Here is a 17036-nt window from a genome sequence, read left to right as displayed (position 1 = left end):
TCCTTTAGCAGGAATTGCCAGGGTGACTAGCGTTTCTAAAAAATGGCTTCAAGATTACGTTAATACTAAATATGCTTCAGTTCCTCAACAGGTAAACGTTTCAAGCAAACATAAATCTAAATTAAATATCGAATGCGATGTACGCGAAGCGTTGCCGAAGGCTAGCTTGGTCATTCGTTAATCATAAAGGTAATAAGCAGTGGATTTGGTTAGCATTGGATAAAAAAACTAGGGAAATTGTCGGTTGTTATATTGGTGAGCGCAGCGAACAAGGGGCTAGAGGATTATGGAATTCTCTCCCATCAATTTATCGACAATGTGCTGTTTGTTATACAGATTATTGGGCGGCTTATGAGAAAGTTATTCCAAGCAAACGGCATAAAGCCGTGGGTAAAAACAGTGGGCTGACCAACCATATTGAGAGATTTAATAATACGATGCGTCAAAGAATTTCTCGATTAGTTAGGAAAACTTTGTCTTTTTCTAAAAAGTTAGAAAATCACATTGGAGCTATATGGTATTTTATCCATCATTATAATGCGTCGCTATCTATGTAAGAATTTTTTTCACTACATATTTACCACTACCAGCATTTCTTACCGGGGATCGCGTTTTGATAAACGGCAGAGATGCAGAGGGCGCAGAGGAAGAGAGGGCGATCGCATTCTCGATGTAGGGGCGAAGCATTCGGGCGAGTTAGTTTGTTGGAAAAGGATAGATTAATACCCCAAATGCTTCGCCCGAACGCTAGGCGATCGCGTTTGTGAGATGAGGTAAGCGATCGCATCGCTTTTCCACCACGAAAAATAAGGGTGATTGAAAACTTTAGCCCAACCCTAGCTGTAGCTTTAAAGCTTCTGGCACATTCTTGGCTGTTTCCAAATTCTGAACATTCTCCCACTTCGTATACTCATCCCAAAAAATGTTTTTGAGGTTTGCGTAGCTGAGGTTTGCGCTGCTGAGGTTTGCGCTGCTGAGGTCTGCGCTGCTGAGGTCTGCGTCGCTGAGGTCTGCGTTGCTGAGGATTGCCTCGCTGAGGATTGCCTCGCTGAGGATTGCATCGCTGAGGATTGCGCTGCTGAGGTTTGCGCGGCTAAGGTCTGCACCGCTGAGGACTGCATCGCTGAGGATTGCGCGGCTGAGGATTGCGTAGCTGAGGATTGCGCGGCTGAGGACTGCACCGCTGAGGATTGCGTAGCTGAGGATTGCGCCCCAGAGGATTGTGTCGCTGAGGTCTGCGCGGCTGAGGTCTGCGCGGCTGAGGTCTACGCGGCTGAGGTCTGCACCGCTGAGAAATCCTCCAACTGTCTTTAAAAAGCCGCTAACTCCTATACAAGAGCTATAACCGATAATGCGAAGCAGTTGATCGCTATCAAAACTATCAGTGCCTTCTTGACCGCAGGGATAAAAAGCAATATTCTCTAGGTCATCTCTTGATTGAGCATATCGATTTAACTCCAATAGTAAAATCATCACATTCAACCCTGCATAGATGTCCACCTGTCGCACACCAATTTGAATATTTTGTCCTTGCAACTGGCTCATCTTTTTCTGGGGATAGTTATCTTGCAGTGCATCAATAAATTCCCCATCGCACCAACGCACATAAAAATTATCCAATCGTTTGAACAGCTGCATTGCGCGAAATTCATCACTCGCAGTTAGCAACGCCATCAGGTATTCAACAATCTCTTGCCTTAGCCCGCCATATCCAAGTAAATCGTATATTTCCCATGCTATCTGAGCATTCTTGACGAGAAATTCCTCACCTTTTCTACCCGGATCTGTCCATTCTTCCAAACTTTCTTTTAACCGCTGGGCAAACAAAAACTCGCTAAAACTCTTGTGGGCAAATTCCACTGAACCACTCTTGTCGCCCGTCCCTGGCTGAAGATAAAAAGCAGCCAAAGCATTCTTCAGCGCATCATCTCCTAATCTCTCTCGTGCTTGTCGAATTAACCCAGCGGCAACGTCATTATCTTTGATGCGTTCTTCTACCATTCCTAGTCCTGCACATTCCCCTCCAGACTGCACTACACAAAGAGCGGCTTCTGCTAGGATGCGCTCTAAACCTGCTGTTTCCATTGCTGTCAACTGGCGGTTTAGCCATTCTTTACGCTGTTCTGTTAGCACCCATTTCAAAGATGTTTGATAAATCAGGATTTTTGCACCGATACTGCTAGCACTCTCAAACATTTCTACCGTTAATTTGCCATCCCGGTGCATGGCTGCCAACATATAGAGCAAGAGTGGTTCTCTTGCTAATTCCCGAACTCGATATGGACAGCGTTTATCTTGTAAAAACTGCTGAAATACTAAAGTTTTATTTGTGCCAATTTGGGCTGACCATTTGCTAAACCACTGCTGCTGGAGTTTGTCATCCATCGGCTGGATTTCTACTCGCTCCAGATTGTGTGGCATTTGCCGTTCTATGTTGTGCAAAGCTAAGGCTCTACCAGTAATCAAAACCCAATGTCCCATGTCTTTGCTCTGTTGGCAATCTCGTTGAAATTGCCCAACTTGCTTCAAGAATTCTTCCAATCCGCCGCTGCTTCTTCCCTCCATCACCAATTCATCAAAGCCATCGAGCAAAAACAAAAATCGGGTATTTCTATCTGTCAGCCAGCCATCATCACTTTCCGCGAAATCTGCATTTACAGCTTCTCGCAAAGTCTCTCGAAAACTCGGCTGTAATTTCGGGATATCTCGCAATCGAATTAATACGGGTGTCCAAATTGGATGCAAGTGCTGTCGCACCAATTCGGCGAACATTCGGCAAAAAACACTTTTCCCTCGTCCTGGCCCTCCTTGGATAAACATCACTTTATCCTGTTTCCGGGAATGGTTAAGAACCTCCTTCGCCCAAGTCTCTAAATAAAAACCTTCTGCATTCTCATCTACATCGCCATTTTTATCAACTGGCTTTGCCTTTAGCGATACATAAATATCTCTGATTGTGAAGTTTTCAACGAATACTTTATCGTCAGCTTTTTTAGCAATCTCCTGAAGATATTCATCGATATTGTCGTATTTCTCGATATCCTTCCGCCACCCATCCCGGTATATTTGTGCCAGATGCTTGACTGCATCTCCCGCTTCAGCTAATGCTTGATTCAGGTAACGGTGAGTATTTCGAGAAACCCGCTCTGTTAAAATTTCAGCTTCCGCAACAGTTAGCCCAGCTTGTACCAATCTGGCTAATAACATTTCATTAAATACTGGGGCTAATTCTGATTCATGGAAACAACTGATAACTTTTCTGGACTGCTGCTCATTGATTTGAAATTCACCCAAGTTTTCAATTTGCTTTTTGACTGTTTCTGAAACTGGAGTTTGACCAATTCGTTTTAATAAAGCCTGATTTTCTGGAGACGATAAAATAGCTTGAAAACTTTCTAAATAAGCTAGTTGAGATGCAAAAGCCACACCGTCTTCTAGCGTTAGTTGATCCTTAGTCTTTTCGTGATAAAATTTAATTATTCGTGCTGTTGTGCCGACAACAAATAGCCCAGCCGAAACTTGGGGCGCGATCGCAGCTAAAGGTAAAGCAAGCACTCCTAAAGGCAACGAACAATCCACAATTGCCTTAGAAACATCTGCCCCAGATGCCACTACTTCTGCTGGATGCCAGAATTCCCGGATGTCAGTATTCAAAACTTTCCAGACCTTTTTGAGCTGCGTTACCATTACCCCTATTTCCTTTGCGCTCTGTGCGGTTCAACCAACAAATATAACAAGCCGATTTACTGGGATAGGACGCGATCGCGTTCTTGACAAAAACCCGAAAAATCAACGATAATAGTAGATTGTCTGTCTATTCCTGCTCGGATCAGGTTGAGACATTCCAAAAGCTGGCATCACTGACATAGCCTGCTCTCGTCAGGCTTAGTTTGTGTAGCCCCACCCTTCACGGTGCGGGTGTCATTTACTAAACATGAGCCAGCTACCTGTACGGCAACCCCAAGGACTATCCCATGAGTTACGCAATTATTGAGACTGGCGGCAAACAGCTGAGAGTCGAACCAGGCCGCTTTTACGATGTCGAACTGCTTCACGTCGAGCCAGACACGGATATCACCATCGATAAGGTGTTGTTCGTTCAGAACGACGGCGATGTCACCATCGGTCAACCTTTCATCGAAGGCGCGACTGTAGAAGGAACGGTGATGAGACACCGCCGAGGCAAGAAAGTCATCGTCTACAAGATGAAGCCCAAAAAGAAAACCCGCAGGAAGAAAGGGCATCGTCAGGAAATTACCCAGCTGATGATTAACTCCATCAGCATGAATGGCTCAGTGCTATTCTCACAGCAAGAATCAGCCCAAACGCCAGTGCTGGAAGATCCAGATACTGCGCCATACCCATCAGAACTCCCCGAAACCCCGGCGGTAGAGGATTCTGTTGCTGAGGAATCTGCGCCAGTAGAAGTCATAGCTCATGCGATAGAAGAAGCTCAAGAAGCTGTGGGAGAGCTGGTTGAGCAAAACCCAGATGCTGAAGAGTCTGCGCCAGTGGAAACTCTGACCACATCCCTAGATGAAGCTCAAGAAGCTGTGGAAACTCTGGCAACTGAGCAATAAAACTACAGCACAATAGTAAATAGATAAGAAAAATTGAGGAAACTATGGCTCACAAGAAAGGTACAGGTAGTACGCGCAACGGTCGTGACTCTAATGCCCAACGTCTAGGCGTAAAACGCTTCGGCGGTCAAGTTGTCAGGGCTGGTAATATTTTGGTGCGTCAGCGGGGAACTACATTTCACGCTGGCCAAAACGTCGGCGTCGGCAAAGACTATACTTTGTTTGCTCTAGTCGATGGCGTTGTCACCTTTGAAAGAAAGGAAAGATACCGCAAGAAGGTAAGCGTTTACCCAGTGCCAGCGGCAGCTGAGGCACCTGCTGAGGAAGAATTGGCAACCGCACAAGCCTAATTGTTTTGTAGGTAATCTAGAGGCACCCTGCGGGGTGCCTTTTTATTTCAAAGAATATGTGGCAAAAGTAGGAGGTACCTCGATTTCCTACTGGGCAAAATGTCAAAAAGGAGACTTTGCCACCGACCCTCCTTCGCTATCAGGCTCAGCCTGGTAACTAGATGTCACAGAACTTTACGAAATAATAGAGTTGCTACAGGAAACAAAACGATAAACTTTTTAAACCAGCAAAAAACAGTTTTAACAATTAACAACTACACCAAACACCATGTTCCCTATACATCGCCCTCGCCGCCTTCGCACTTCACCCCAACTACGCCGGATGGTGCGCGAGACTGTTCTTACTACAAGCGATTTAATCTATCCTCTGTTTGCGGTGCCAGGACAGGGAATCGCTAAAGAAGTGAAATCTATGCCCGGAGTCTATCAACTATCGGTAGACAAAATTGTGGAAGAGGCGAAAGAAGTTTATGACCTCGGCATCCCAGGCATTATTCTATTTGGCATTCCTGAAGATAAGGATACAGACGCGACTGGCGCTTGGCACGATTGCGGAATTGTGCAAAAAGCAGCAACGGCGGTGAAAGAAGCGGTGCCGGATTTGGTTGTGATTGCCGATACTTGCCTGTGCGAGTACACGAGTCACGGTCATTGCGGTTATTTACAAGTTGGCGACTTGTCTGGTCGCGTTTTGAATGACCCGACGCTGGAGTTGCTAAAGAAAACAGCGGTTTCTCAAGCTAAGGCTGGTGCTGATATTATTGCGCCTTCCGGGATGATGGACGGTTTTGTGCAGGCGATTCGGGAAGGATTGGATGCGGCGGGGTATGAAGATATACCGATTCTTTCCTATGCTGCGAAGTATGCTTCAGCTTACTATGGCCCTTTCCGAGATGCTGCTGACTCTGCTCCTCAGTTTGGCGATCGCAGAACCTACCAAATGGACCCAGGTAATGCCCGCGAAGCGATTAAAGAAATTGAACTTGATATCGCTGAAGGTGCAGATATGCTGATGGTTAAACCCGCTCTAGCTTATATGGATATTATCTGGCGGGTGAAGGAAGCAACAAATTTACCAGTAGCCGCCTACAATGTCTCTGGCGAATACGCGATGGTTAAAGCTGCTGCTTTGAATGGCTGGATTGACGAACAGCGAGTGGTAATGGAAACTTTGACTGGCTTTAAGCGGTCTGGTGCCGATTTGATTCTCACCTATCACGCCAAAGATGCTGCTCGTTGGTTGTAATTTAGGCAATAGATAAAGCTATTAGCTGAACATCAATTTAATTTCCGTGATGTTGGACACCAATCGGCTGCTGTCTGGTTAGTAAAATGACCCAGTACGAAAATCTAGGTTACTGATGACGATGGATTGCCGTCATATCCAGTTTTGTGACAATAAATCAAAGATCGACTTCAAACAACTGCTGGAGTTGTTTCAAATAGCAGCCTTCTGGGCGCAGAGTCGAAAAATTGAGGATTTAGAAGTGGCGATCGCTAACAGTGAGCCGGCGATCAGCGTTTGGGATGGCGATCGCTTAATCGGATTCGCCAGAGCCACTTCCGATGGTGTCTACCGTGCCACTATCTGGGATGTGATCATTCACCCGGACTACCAAGGTGCAGGACTCGGACGCAAGTTAGTGGAAACACTTATCAGCCATCCCCGCCTGAGCCGAGTAGAGCGCGTTTACTTGTTGACTACCTATCAACAAGGCTTTTACTCCCGTATTGGATTTGAATATAGCAATCCCAGTACAACGATGGTGCTGTATAATAACCAGCCGGTAGCTGAGCCTATGCCTGTCCAAGTTAGGTAGTTTCTGGTGTCACCAGAGGAATCGAAAGCTGAAGCCTGGTTGTATTGGCTGGTGCTGAAGTAGCAGGGGTGTCGGCTGGTTGTCCCGCCACCACTTCTAGTCGTCCCTGCATGACTTCCAGCAAAGTTTGATTGATTAACAGATTCATCCCTGCTGATAGCAGTGGCTCTTTTACAGGCTGCTTGTCTGGATTTTTTACCTGTTCTTCTGTCTTTTTCTCCGTATTAAGCAAATCCACAGGCTCGCTCCAAGGGTGGGAGGTTCCCTCTCCTTGAACGTCAATCCAGATGTGGAGGTGATCAGATGCTGGTGAGGGAGAAGCGGAAACTCGAATGCTACCTCCGTCCATACGAGCGATCGCGCTATCAACTAAATTCAGCACCACTTGCTGTAACCGTCGCGGATCTGCCAAAACGTAAATTTCTGGATCGGGGGGCGATACTTCCAAGGGAATGCTGCGATTAGCTGCTTGCAGGTACGTAAAGTTATAGACTTGCTCAAAAACATTAGCTATCTGTACGGGCTGAATTTCTAGCCGATTGGTGCCATGTTGGGTTTTGGCAACGGCAATAATTTCGTCTAAAAGTTTTACCAGTTTAAGTGCAGAGGCTTGAGCTTGGGCTATAAACTCTCGTTCTTCCTCTGGAGAGTCACACAAATCTGACAAAATTAGCTGATGTAGACCGATTAAACTGTTCAAGGGCGATCGCAATTCATGAGAAGTCCGCGCCAAAAAACCTGCCTTAAACTGGCCCATTTCTGTTGCCATGTTACAAGCAAGTTGGGTTTGCTTGAGTTCCTCTAAAATGGCTTCCAAGTTTGAGTTAGCGTCTTGGGGCATAAAAATATATCGGTTTTTAGATTTTGAGGATTGGGGAAAAGTTACCCTGTACGGGGAATTAGAAATTAATCATCAGAAAATATTTCTAATCAAGGGTCTTTAGTTCCCAGTTCCTTCCAATTTAACTGCTCCTTGCCGCAAAATTTCCCATTTGTTGTCTGTCCATTTGGCAACGGTGGAAGGAACGCCAAGCGCCAATTTTTCAGTTTCTAATTCTGAGGGTAGCAGAGTTAAAACATCGGGAAACTGCGCTTCGATTTCGGTTATTGTTTCGAGGGGTGGCTCCCCAGAACGATTGGCGCTAGTAGTTGCTAAGGGGCCAGTTTGTGCCAGAATTTTACGAGCGATCGCGCAATTTGGCACTCTCACTCCTATTGTGCTGGGATCAGCCGGGTTCATGGTTCTTGGGACGCACTCTGAGGCTGGCAATACTAACGTTATCGCTCCCGGCCAATATTGCAAAGCAACCTGTTGCCAAATCTCCCATTCCGCCCCACTTCCAGTTACAAAAGTCCATAAATCTGCTGGCGTTGCTCCCATCAAAATCAACGGTTTATCTCCACTCCGCTGTTTTGCCGCAAAAATTAACTCTGAGTGTTCCGGCTGTACTGCCAATGCTGGTACTGTATCTGTGGGAAAGCTCACCAAACACCCAGAAAGAGCGCCTTTTATCAGGGCATCAATTGAAACTTGTGCCATTCGATTTTGGATTGAATTTATCTTGATTCTCTGTTTTAAAATTAACTTACTATTATTAACTTTTTATTTTTCGCTATAGCCCTTTTATGGTATATTTAAATAATGGAAATCTGTCCGCTTTTTTGAAAAATTCCTAGATTTTCATTATGAAGAAAATCATTTAAAAGCTTAGTATAAAGTTAAATATACCATATAAAAATAGGCATTTCAAGAAATTTCCTCATTTTTAATATAAGCAAGAGCAAAACGTTCAATTCCAGCGAAATCGGCATGAATTGAAATGTCGTAGTAACGCCCTTGTTCTTGCAACATTTGAACAACAGCATCGGCTTGTCCCGCCATCATTTCAATTAGCCAAATACCGCCCGGATGCAGATAGTCAGGTGCTTTCTCTACCAGATAGCGGATGCAATCAAGCCCATCCTTGCCCCCATCTAGGGCGAGATGGGGTTCGTGCTTCGCCACTTCCGGTTGTAGAGAAGGCACCAAACTACTAGGAATGTAGGGCGGGTTGGAAACCATGCCGCTAAATTTGCCTTTGAGGGCGTGTAAAGGCTCCCACCAGGAACCTTGATAAAAATGAATCCGAGTGGCAAAACCCAGATTAAGGGCATTGTATTGGGCGATCGCAAGAGCCTCCGGGCTAAAATCGACGGCGTGAATTGTTGCCTGTGTTAAGGCATCTGCTAAACCGAGAGCGATCGCGCCACTACCTGTTCCCAAATCTGCCCAGTGTCCTTGCTTTAAACTTTGCGTAACTTGGCCTTTTTCAGCAGCAGTAACTGCCAAATCAATCAGATATTCTGTCTCCGGTCGAGGAATCAATACCGCCGGAGTTACCGCCAAAGAAAAATTACGCCAAGGTGTAACACCAGCGATGTACTGTATCGGCAAGCGATCGCAAATTCGCCGTTGCCACATCTGGGTTAAGACTGACAACGGCAGCTTTACCTTTATCTGGGTTCTGCCTTGGAAAGAATCTAACCGCAGCGCCAACCGATTTACATCGGCAACTTCTAAAAGCAGCCAGTCTACTTCAGTTGGGTCAACATCAGCAGACTTAGCCTCATCTCTTGCCCAGTTGCGCCAAGACAAGAGTTCCCCACCTGAAACTGTTGGCGACTGCGGATCATTCATATCTCAACGTCTGGGTTGTTGAGGTCTTGCTGGCTGAGCTTGATTCTGCCCAGCTGCGGGTTGCAGGGTGCGGATAAATTGTATTGACTCCTGGGATGGATACAAGACAATTTTGCTTAGACCAGGATCATTGCTGGTTAGCAAAGTTTGAATAACACTTTGCAAATCCACTACCTGAATCTCAGTGTTAGCGGCCTCGGCAGGGACAGCTTGCTTAAAGCGGTCTATGAGCGCGACGGCTTGCTGTTTGTCAAAGTAGAAAGGAATAAACCGCTCATTGCCCAGTGGAATAGTCAGATAGTTATTATCTTTTTTAAACTTGGGTACAAAGAGGGGAATACCATTAAATTGCTGCCCTTGTTGACCGCTCTGAGTCAGCAGCGTTCTTGCCAATTCAACCTGCTGCTGCGCGGGAACTAGAGTAAAAACTGTACCATCTGGCTTCTTTTTACTGGCTTGAGCCATCGTGTAAAAGTCTCCCAAGGACACGGCAACCACCTTCATTGTGTTTGCCAGCTGAGGATTCTCCTTTTTCAGCCGGTCGTCCAGAAATTTTTGAGCATCTTGCTTGCTGACAAAAAAGCCCACCTGTGAAACAGTCTGGTTTTCGTTCTTTATCGAGCGAACCACGAAGTCACCTTGAGCATTGGTGAGCGTAAATACGGGTACTTCAGCTAACTTTTTTACGACCTGATCTTCTGGCAATGCGATCGCCCGCAGATTTTCCATTGCAGGTAGTCCTCCCAGGAGGATACCGCCAACTAGACCCAGTGTTGCGCCCAAACGAACTAATGATTTCATCAGAATTCCCTCAAATTTTTCCTTTGGATACCTCGTCTTACCAAATAGAGTCCAGACCAGGCGAAATGTTTCCTCTTTTAAGCCGTCCCCGTTCATCCGGGTCAAATTTTGTTTCTAACTAAACTGTATCTGTTCTGCTGTTTTGTGGCGACTGCCATTTTTCAATATTTTAATCCCCCATATACTACTTCCTGACACCTAATGTCAATAGAATATTAGCGATCGCTAATATTCTCATCCTCAATGCGTTCTACTGGAAAATAGGATTCCCTAAGTAGTGGTACTCTGTCATAACGGCGAATTGTCACCTTACAATGACTATTTAAGCTTCGCCTCGGTTCCAGCCCCTACTTCGCTAGGTTATCCGCTTTTTTCCCACGGCAGCATCTGATTGTTACATACCTGCTCATATCCTGAGAAATCCACACACCAAAATTATAAGAAAGCTCTCCGATTTCGGTTGCCTTGAGGCGCTAATTATTTTTACTACCAAAAATTGTGATGACCGGATTTAAGAAGGGTTGGTAAGTTTAAATGTTCGCAGGCTTGAGGTGTTCTAGCGCTTGTAATCCCTGTAAGGTAATGAATGAGTTACTAGCTAATAGCTCCTTTTTGATACCCAATTTACAGGCTATCGAGAAGGGCATTAGGCAGCGTCTAGCCCTTTTTTCAGTTGTGCTATCAACTACTATGCAGCCAACTGCCGTGCTTTTCTCACTTGAGTTTGCTTGGCTACTCATTCTTCAGCATTTGTTGACCTTTTTTCAAGTTTGCTAACAGAACGATTAACAGAATACTCATCCTAAGAGAACGCCACCAATGCTTTGACCCGGCTCTCCTAAAATAAAAACCCCAAAACCTAGACTAATCAAGGATTTTGAGGTTTTTATTTTAATCGGGATGACAGGATTTGAACCTGCGGCATCCTGCTCCCAAAGCAGGCGCGCTACCAAGCTGCGCTACATCCCGTTCAAATTGAGCGATCACATTTTGAATATTTTGTACATTAGTTTATGTACTCATACTGCGCCAGCGACCTTTGCTTATTATAGCGTACTTGCTGACTTTTAGCTCACCCATTTTCAAATTAATCTGGATACCAAAACATTCCTTTAATCCCTTCCGGGTCTGCAATAAAATTTATTCCCCGGTAAAAATCCACAACTTGAGGATCAGCGAACAGAGTAATGTTACTTATATCTTCGCTGCGAAGTTTCTTGATAGCGTACTTCATTAATGCCTTACCCAGCCCTTTGCCTTGGAAATCTGGGTGAACTACCACATCCCAGATAGTGGCATTGAAGGCATGGTCAGAAGTGGCACGGGCAAAGCCAACTAGCCGTCGCTGAGTTCCCCGCACGTCCCACATTGAAACTACGAGGAAACTGTGTTCAATAGCTTTCTTTACCTTGCGTAACGGTCGCCGCGACCAGCCAACCGCATCGCAGAGTTCTTCCAGTTCATACAGGTCAATGTCGCGCTCAGTGCTAAAAAAGATGCGAGAACCATTGCCTGTGCGATCGCCTGCACCTTCCATAGCATAACCTTCACCAGGCGTCATCTTCGACGCGGTGCTGCTGTCAGAACCGCTAAACAAGCTTTTCCAAAAACCCATGCAGGTGTGGCTAAGGTATTTATATTTTCCTGTTCCTACCGAGCGGTAGAATTCCCACCTTACAGATGAGACTTGCTGATTTACTGATCCCAGTTAAAGCTGAAAGAAGCTTAACTTCTAGCGCCAATCACCCCATCTTCACAGGTATTAATGCCCATGTACGAATGAGAGTAATGAAGCAATCTAATAAATCAATTGATATTGCCAGAATCGCGTACACTTTTTGATAGTGAGATAGTTTCAGTATCTGAGATACCTCTTATTGTTGCGAATCTGAGCCAAACATCACGAAATAGATGATAACACAATTGCCCTGTCTTTTAACTCACTACAAGCGTTGCTTATCCATATCGCTTGCGGTGTTGGAGCAAGTACAGCGCAATCAGGCAAGACTTTAGTTAGACTGGGGTCTTGAGGGTTCACACTCCGCAGCTTTTCTCTAAATCCTAACCTACCTCTGTTGTTGGAAGGGCAGAAGGCACCAGTTCCTCATGACTTAAGTAGTAGGCTTAAAAAAGAAAATTATGTACGGGCAGCTTCTAATGATACTACTGTTTAGTTACTTCACCTTGAGGAGTTTTAGAACAAAACCCGTAACGGCTATTGGCACCAACTTAGGAAACTTTACCGGAAGCGGGTATCGCGTAGGTAATTTTTTTAGGATTTGTGAGAGATTAACCAGAAGAGAAGGTTCTTTGGTGAAAGGGACTTGGCTCTATGTCCCAAAATGCTTTTAATCTGGCAAGCGAGTCTTGACCCCCATCTATGGCAGCGGGTTTAAAATCATCGACAATGGAACTCCTGAAGCGCTTTAATCGGGCGTTTCCTCAGTTTTACGAGCAGTTTGTCAGCAGTGAGATCCAGCTACAAAATCTTAGACTCGCCTATCGGCTCTACAAAACTAGGAGAGCTGTAATTGAGCTGAAACCTGAAGGTAATAAAAGTGCCTTGCATTTTGCTTACCGCAACCAATCTTTTCTACTAAGTGATATTTTTGGGGTTCTGGCTGCCTATGGGCTGACCATCCACAGTCTCAGTCTGTACGGTCAGATATCCCCGCCCATGCTGGTTTTTATCAAACTTGTGGTGTCTCGTGGTAGCAAAGCACTGACAGACAAAACTTCAGAAAATGTCTGCCGCGCCATTCGGGAGGCTTTGGCTGGGCGTTTTGAAGTAGAAGAGATGCTGGCCGTAGAATTTAACCTGGACGCTGGTTTAGAACAGGTGGAAACGGAATTTTATGTAGATCCTGTATTCCATCTGCCAGCGCTGTTAATTGAGGCAGACAACCAGCCTGGTTTGTTTTATAAGGTGATGTACGCTATCTGGCAAGAGGATTTACTGGTGGTCAATGCTAACTTGCTAGTCTGGCGGGGGCGAACCCGCTTGATTCTCTACTTGTTGGGGCCTAATGAAAGCATAATCCCGGAGTATTTGGGGCAGAAAATTGCTGAAAGTGTGCGACAGCGATTGCTGGGGCGCAGATTTTAATAAGCTGACAGCTAATAGGTAAATGGCGTTTGACAAGCCATTAGCAACTGACCTGTTGACTAAGGAAGGCGGAACTTCAGGATAGGATCAACATATGGCAACTATAGAAATCCTGGGAGTTCGGCACACCTACGATTTGACGGCTCCCACTGCAACATCTACCCCTGTCTTGGTCTTCATTCACGGCTGGCTCTTAAGCCGTCGGTATTGGCAACCGTTAATTGACCGACTCTCGCCAGATTATCAGTGTCTATCTTATGATTTACGGGGGTTTGGGGGTTCGCAACCTCCGCCAAAAGAACATAGGCAGGAAGCAATCAAAAATAGAAATAGGGACAATCTTGCCGAGACGCGATCGCTTTTGTCTAAAACTGGGGAAAATCAAGAATCTGTCAGTTTAAGCCTTTGGCAGTACACTCCAGCTGCCTATGGCCGTGATTTGGGCATTTTGTTACAAAAGCTGAATATTTCTAATGCTTGGCTGATTGGTCATTCGTTAGGCGGTAGCATTGCCCTTTGGACAGCAGATCAGCATCCCGATCGTGTCAAGGGCGTTGTCTGCATCAATGCTGGCGGTGGGATTTATCTCAAGGAAGCATTTGATCAGTTTCGGGCTGCTGGTCAGCAGTTGTTGAAAGTTCGCCCGCGTTGGCTGTGCTATGTGCCGGGGATTGATTTGCCCTTTACGCGGGCGCAGGTGGCACGTCCGATTGCTAGGGTTTGGGGACGGCAGCGGTTGATTGATTTCCTCACGGCTGACCAGGAAGCGGCGCTCTTAACTTTGCTGGATTCGACGACGGAAGCAGAAGTGAACCGCTTACCGCAAGTGGTTTCGCGCCTATTGCAGCCTGTTTATTTCATTGCTGGTGCTAAGGATACGGTGATGGAACCCCAGTATGTGCGTCATCTGGCAAGCTTTCATCCGCTGTTTCAGGCTTGCGGTTATAACGTTATGGAAATTCCTGATTGCGGACATTTGTCGATGGTGGAGCAACCAGAGACAGTTGCTACCCAAATTCGCAATATTGTGGCGGCTCATTCTTCGTAGAAAGAATAAACCATCCCAAAGATAGGGTAGGTATAGCGATCGCTAATCCTATCCTTGGGATAAGACTGGCTCTTATACTTTCATCAAGAATTTTGGGCTTTTTGCTTTGTTTAGCTTTCAGACTTAAGATAAATAACCCATAAATTAAGTCAGCTTTATATTTTATCAAGCTAAAATTGTTAAACTAGAAAAGTTTACAAAGATTTAAGCATTATGAGCGATCGCAGCCAGACAATCCAAATCTCACCAGAGTTTCCTGACGAACAGCTACTGGCTATTTGTGAGGCAGCGGATGTGATCGCCTGTGAGTGTCCTAGCTATTTGGTACAAATTTTGAACCAGGTGAGAGAATTTCGCCGCTACACCAAGGAATGTATCGACCACTTTCCGGACAATGCTGCTACTCATCACTGGCTTAGCGAACAGGTTAGTCAGGTGGAAATGCTACTATGTTTAACTATTTATGAGCTTTTACAGAAAGAAAACCTCATAGATGAGGATAATCAGCTAAATCTGCAACAGCTGTCCGAAAGAAATCGGGAGATCGCGTTGAGCAAAGTTCCCTGCTAGTCTCCGTTTTGGGATATACAAAACATTATTAGATGAAGGGACTGGCGACTAGGGGCTGGGAGCTGGAGACTGGGAGAGTTACCAATCCCAATTCCCAATTCCCCATCCCCTAGTAAAGCTGCATGACATCAGTCATAGCAAGGCGGGACTGAACACCCAAAGTCAACCGGGAGGTATGACCCCGCTTAAGGTGTTCAGCGGCGGCACAGCCAATCATTGCCGCATTGTCGGTGCAAAACTTGAGATCCGGGAATAGTACCCGCAGGTTGCGAGTGGCAGCAGCGGCAGCGAGATGGCTTCTTAGTCCGCTGTTAGCAGCGACACCGCCACCGATAACGATAGTTTCAAGACCGTAGTCAATAGCGCAAGCGATCGCTCTTTTAGTCAAACTTCGCGATACACTCTCTTGGAAACTCGCAGCAATATCTTTCACTGGCAGCAATCCACCCTGCTGCTGCAACTTTTGCACCAGCCGCAACACCGCCGTCTTTAAGCCACTAAAACTAGAATCGTAGGGATGATAGCCGCCACCAGGCAACCCCACATTTCCCTCCGGTAAAGGATAAGCTTGGGGATTTCCCTCTCGCGCCAGTCGGTCAATTACTGGCCCCCCAGGATAACCAAGATTTAACAATCGCGCCACCTTATCAAAAGCTTCCCCCGCAGCATCATCGCGGGTTTCCCCCAGCGTTTCGTACACACCACAATCTTTGACATAAATCAAGCTAGTGTGTCCGCCAGAAACCAACAGACACAAAAAAGGCGCTTGTAAAGCTGGGTCGCTTAGATACGAAGCATAAATATGACCCTCCAAATGATGGATGCCGACAAAAGGTTTCTGGTGGACGATAGCAAGAGTTTTAGCAGTAGTCAAACCTACTAACAACGCTCCCACCAAACCCGGTGCTGCGGTTGCTGCAATTCCATCAATTGCCCCCCATTCAACTTGAGCATCTTGGAGAGCTTGTTCTACACAAAAGTTAATAGTTTCGACGTGCTGACGCGAAGCTACTTCCGGTACAACGCCGCCATACTGCTGATGGACAGAGATTTGGGAGGAAACGACGCTACTGCAAACTTCACGATTTTTAACAATCGCTACTGCTGTTTCGTCACAACTTGTTTCAATCGCTAATACTGTTGTCATTTACTGCTACTTAAATATGACGATTTTTAACAAACGCTACCGCTGTTTCGTCACAACTTGTTTCAATCGCTAATACGGTCGCCATTCACTGGTACTTTAATATATCGATACATGATTGCTTTCGTACAAACAAGCGCCCTGTTTTGTACACAAACATTGTCAAGTTGTAACAAAAGGAAACAATCCTATGAGACGATTGTTAGCTTTGATTTTTGCCATTTGTATTTGGGCTAACTTTGCCCCAAGTGCATCTGCTGATGAAGTGGCTGGACTGGTGCCTTGTAGCGAGTCCCCAGCGTTCCAGCAACGTGCTGAAAACGCCCGTAACACTAACTTCGACCCAGATTCCGGACGTAAGCGCTTTGAGCGTTATGCTCAGGCATACTGCGGCCCAGAGGGTTTACCCCACTTGATTGTAGATGGTCGCCTAAATCGTGCTGGTGATTTTATCATTCCTGGCATTCTGTTTCTATATATCGCAGGTTGGATTGGTTGGGTTGGTCGCTCTTACATCCAATCGGTGAAAAAAGAAGCTTCACCAGAGATGAGAGAAATCATCATTGATGTTCCACGGGCAGTAAGCTTGATGCTCTCCGGCTTCACTTGGCCTTTGGCAGCAGTCAACGAATTACTCACAGGTAAATTGACTGCCAAAGAAGATGAGATTCCTGTCTCAATTCGCTAGGTTTCATTGAAATCTTTGACTTGTTTTGGAGAATAATTCATGCAGTTGCAATATTTCATCAAGTATCTTTCCCTAGCCCCGGTTCTAGGTATTGTTTGGATATCCGTTCAAGCGGCTCTTTTGGCTTTCTTTATCTACTATTTCCCAGACCTGCTTTTCCATCCAATGCCGTAAGCTTTTTAGTCATTAGTCATTAGTTATTAGCTGCTTTTAATGACTAATGACTAATAGAATGAAATTACCCTCACTAAA

The 17036-nt window shown here is 45.6% G+C and carries 16 protein-coding genes, 1 tRNA gene and 2 pseudogenes; 10 read left to right on the top strand and 9 right to left on the bottom strand.

Translation table 11 applies throughout. The features are described from left to right. Positions 1 to 557 (top strand): annotated as a pseudogene (locus H6F63_RS07850) (IS1 family transposase); the annotation flags it as partial. A gap of 26 nt (positions 558 to 583) precedes the next feature. Here H6F63_RS07850 and H6F63_RS07845 read toward each other — a convergent pair. Beyond that, positions 584 to 787, bottom strand: a complete 204-nt coding sequence (locus H6F63_RS07845; RefSeq protein WP_190636322.1) for a hypothetical protein — start codon at positions 785 to 787, stop codon at positions 584 to 586. A gap of 38 nt (positions 788 to 825) precedes the next feature. Continuing rightward, a complete protein-coding gene (locus H6F63_RS07840) occupies positions 826 to 3687 on the bottom strand; it encodes a pentapeptide repeat-containing protein (RefSeq protein WP_190636320.1) in 2862 nt (953 codons plus the stop codon). A gap of 287 nt (positions 3688 to 3974) precedes the next feature. Here H6F63_RS07840 and rplU point away from each other — a divergent pair. From rplU to H6F63_RS07820, 4 genes and pseudogenes are all read left to right on the top strand, one after another. Further along, a pseudogene (gene rplU / locus H6F63_RS29925) lies at positions 3975 to 4301 on the top strand (50S ribosomal protein L21); the annotation flags it as partial. A 323-nt stretch (positions 4302 to 4624) separates the two neighbouring features. Beyond that, a complete protein-coding gene (gene rpmA / locus H6F63_RS07830) occupies positions 4625 to 4930 on the top strand; it encodes a 50S ribosomal protein L27 (RefSeq protein WP_190417630.1) in 306 nt (101 codons plus the stop codon). Positions 4931 to 5198: 268 nt separating this feature from the next. Beyond that, positions 5199 to 6176: a porphobilinogen synthase gene (hemB, locus tag H6F63_RS07825; RefSeq protein WP_190445053.1), complete on the top strand. Its 978-nt coding sequence runs from the start codon at positions 5199 to 5201 to the stop codon at positions 6174 to 6176. A gap of 121 nt (positions 6177 to 6297) precedes the next feature. Next, positions 6298 to 6750, top strand: a complete 453-nt coding sequence (locus H6F63_RS07820) for a GNAT family N-acetyltransferase (protein WP_190636333.1) — start codon at positions 6298 to 6300, stop codon at positions 6748 to 6750. On the opposite strand, the gene H6F63_RS07815 is transcribed toward H6F63_RS07820, so the two are convergent. The 6 genes from H6F63_RS07815 to H6F63_RS07790 form a co-directional block, all read right to left on the bottom strand. Then, the gene (locus H6F63_RS07815; protein ID WP_190636318.1) at positions 6743 to 7591 is read right to left on the bottom strand and encodes a HAMP domain-containing sensor histidine kinase; all 849 of its coding nucleotides are present in this window, start codon (positions 7589 to 7591) and stop codon (positions 6743 to 6745) included. The two genes, H6F63_RS07820 and H6F63_RS07815, sit on opposite strands and share 8 nt — an antisense overlap. A gap of 99 nt (positions 7592 to 7690) precedes the next feature. Further along, entirely contained in the window at positions 7691 to 8290 is a 600-nt protein-coding gene (locus H6F63_RS07810) for an L-threonylcarbamoyladenylate synthase (protein ID WP_190636316.1), read from the bottom strand. A 207-nt stretch (positions 8291 to 8497) separates the two neighbouring features. Next, a complete protein-coding gene (gene prmC / locus H6F63_RS07805) occupies positions 8498 to 9427 on the bottom strand; it encodes a peptide chain release factor N(5)-glutamine methyltransferase (protein ID WP_190636314.1) in 930 nt (309 codons plus the stop codon). Positions 9428 to 9430: 3 nt separating this feature from the next. Next, a complete protein-coding gene (locus tag H6F63_RS07800; RefSeq protein ID WP_190636313.1) occupies positions 9431 to 10228 on the bottom strand; it encodes a Tic22 family protein in 798 nt (265 codons plus the stop codon). An 895-nt stretch (positions 10229 to 11123) separates the two neighbouring features. Further along, positions 11124 to 11197, bottom strand: a tRNA-Pro gene (locus H6F63_RS07795). A gap of 118 nt (positions 11198 to 11315) precedes the next feature. Then, positions 11316 to 11843, bottom strand: coding sequence for a GNAT family N-acetyltransferase (locus H6F63_RS07790; protein ID WP_190417617.1), 528 nt, complete (start codon positions 11841 to 11843; stop codon positions 11316 to 11318). Between the two features lie 765 nt (positions 11844 to 12608). On the opposite strand from H6F63_RS07790, the gene H6F63_RS07785 reads away from it, so the two are divergent. The 3 genes from H6F63_RS07785 to H6F63_RS07775 all read left to right on the top strand — a co-directional run bounded on the left by H6F63_RS07785 (position 12609) and on the right by H6F63_RS07775 (position 14952). Next, positions 12609 to 13334: a hypothetical protein gene (locus H6F63_RS07785; protein ID WP_190417615.1), complete on the top strand. Its 726-nt coding sequence runs from the start codon at positions 12609 to 12611 to the stop codon at positions 13332 to 13334. Positions 13335 to 13428: 94 nt separating this feature from the next. Further along, complete coding sequence (locus tag H6F63_RS07780; RefSeq protein ID WP_190636311.1) at positions 13429 to 14382, top strand: alpha/beta hydrolase; 954 nt, start codon at positions 13429 to 13431, stop codon at positions 14380 to 14382. Between the two features lie 213 nt (positions 14383 to 14595). Then, the gene (locus H6F63_RS07775; RefSeq protein ID WP_190417612.1) at positions 14596 to 14952 is read left to right on the top strand and encodes a hypothetical protein; all 357 of its coding nucleotides are present in this window, start codon (positions 14596 to 14598) and stop codon (positions 14950 to 14952) included. 109 nt (positions 14953 to 15061) lie between these two features. On the opposite strand, the gene tsaD is transcribed toward H6F63_RS07775, so the two are convergent. Then, on the bottom strand, positions 15062 to 16099 hold the full coding sequence (gene tsaD / locus H6F63_RS07770) for a tRNA (adenosine(37)-N6)-threonylcarbamoyltransferase complex transferase subunit TsaD (protein WP_190636310.1): 1038 nt from the start codon (positions 16097 to 16099) through the stop codon (positions 15062 to 15064). A gap of 187 nt (positions 16100 to 16286) precedes the next feature. On the opposite strand from tsaD, the gene H6F63_RS07765 reads away from it, so the two are divergent. Both H6F63_RS07765 and H6F63_RS07760 read left to right on the top strand, forming a co-directional pair. After that, positions 16287 to 16784 (top strand): Photosystem I reaction center subunit III, encoded by a 498-nt coding sequence (locus H6F63_RS07765; protein WP_190459542.1) that lies wholly within the window; start codon positions 16287 to 16289, stop codon positions 16782 to 16784. A 45-nt stretch (positions 16785 to 16829) separates the two neighbouring features. Further along, positions 16830 to 16958, top strand: a complete 129-nt coding sequence (locus H6F63_RS07760; protein ID WP_190417748.1) for a photosystem I reaction center subunit IX — start codon at positions 16830 to 16832, stop codon at positions 16956 to 16958. Positions 16959 to 17036: the final 78 nt, after the last annotated feature.

This window comes from Trichocoleus sp. FACHB-40 (genome assembly GCF_014695915.1).
Taxonomy (GTDB): domain Bacteria; phylum Cyanobacteriota; class Cyanobacteriia; order Cyanobacteriales; family FACHB-T130; genus Funiculus; species Funiculus sociatus.
The sequence above is the reverse complement of the archived record's forward strand: the minus strand, read 5'-3'. Positions and strand labels throughout refer to the sequence as shown.

What these genes read in the sequence shown, in the direction of transcription:
- H6F63_RS07845 (WP_190636322.1), bottom strand. Translation starts at nt 787, where the DNA reads ATGCGATCGCTTACCTCATCTCACAAACGCGATCGCCTAGCGTTCGGG.
- H6F63_RS07840 (WP_190636320.1), bottom strand. Translation starts at nt 3,687, where the DNA reads ATGGTAACGCAGCTCAAAAAGGTCTGGAAAGTTTTGAATACTGACATC.
- rpmA (WP_190417630.1), top strand. Translation starts at nt 4,625, where the DNA reads ATGGCTCACAAGAAAGGTACAGGTAGTACGCGCAACGGTCGTGACTCT.
- hemB (WP_190445053.1), top strand. Translation starts at nt 5,199, where the DNA reads ATGTTCCCTATACATCGCCCTCGCCGCCTTCGCACTTCACCCCAACTA.
- H6F63_RS07820 (WP_190636333.1), top strand. Translation starts at nt 6,298, where the DNA reads ATGGATTGCCGTCATATCCAGTTTTGTGACAATAAATCAAAGATCGAC.
- H6F63_RS07815 (WP_190636318.1), bottom strand. Translation starts at nt 7,591, where the DNA reads ATGCCCCAAGACGCTAACTCAAACTTGGAAGCCATTTTAGAGGAACTC.
- H6F63_RS07810 (WP_190636316.1), bottom strand. Translation starts at nt 8,290, where the DNA reads ATGGCACAAGTTTCAATTGATGCCCTGATAAAAGGCGCTCTTTCTGGG.
- prmC (WP_190636314.1), bottom strand. Translation starts at nt 9,427, where the DNA reads ATGAATGATCCGCAGTCGCCAACAGTTTCAGGTGGGGAACTCTTGTCT.
- H6F63_RS07800 (WP_190636313.1), bottom strand. Translation starts at nt 10,228, where the DNA reads ATGAAATCATTAGTTCGTTTGGGCGCAACACTGGGTCTAGTTGGCGGT.
- H6F63_RS07790 (WP_190417617.1), bottom strand. Translation starts at nt 11,843, where the DNA reads ATGGGTTTTTGGAAAAGCTTGTTTAGCGGTTCTGACAGCAGCACCGCG.
- H6F63_RS07785 (WP_190417615.1), top strand. Translation starts at nt 12,609, where the DNA reads ATGGCAGCGGGTTTAAAATCATCGACAATGGAACTCCTGAAGCGCTTT.
- H6F63_RS07780 (WP_190636311.1), top strand. Translation starts at nt 13,429, where the DNA reads ATGGCAACTATAGAAATCCTGGGAGTTCGGCACACCTACGATTTGACG.
- H6F63_RS07775 (WP_190417612.1), top strand. Translation starts at nt 14,596, where the DNA reads ATGAGCGATCGCAGCCAGACAATCCAAATCTCACCAGAGTTTCCTGAC.
- tsaD (WP_190636310.1), bottom strand. Translation starts at nt 16,099, where the DNA reads ATGACAACAGTATTAGCGATTGAAACAAGTTGTGACGAAACAGCAGTA.
- H6F63_RS07765 (WP_190459542.1), top strand. Translation starts at nt 16,287, where the DNA reads ATGAGACGATTGTTAGCTTTGATTTTTGCCATTTGTATTTGGGCTAAC.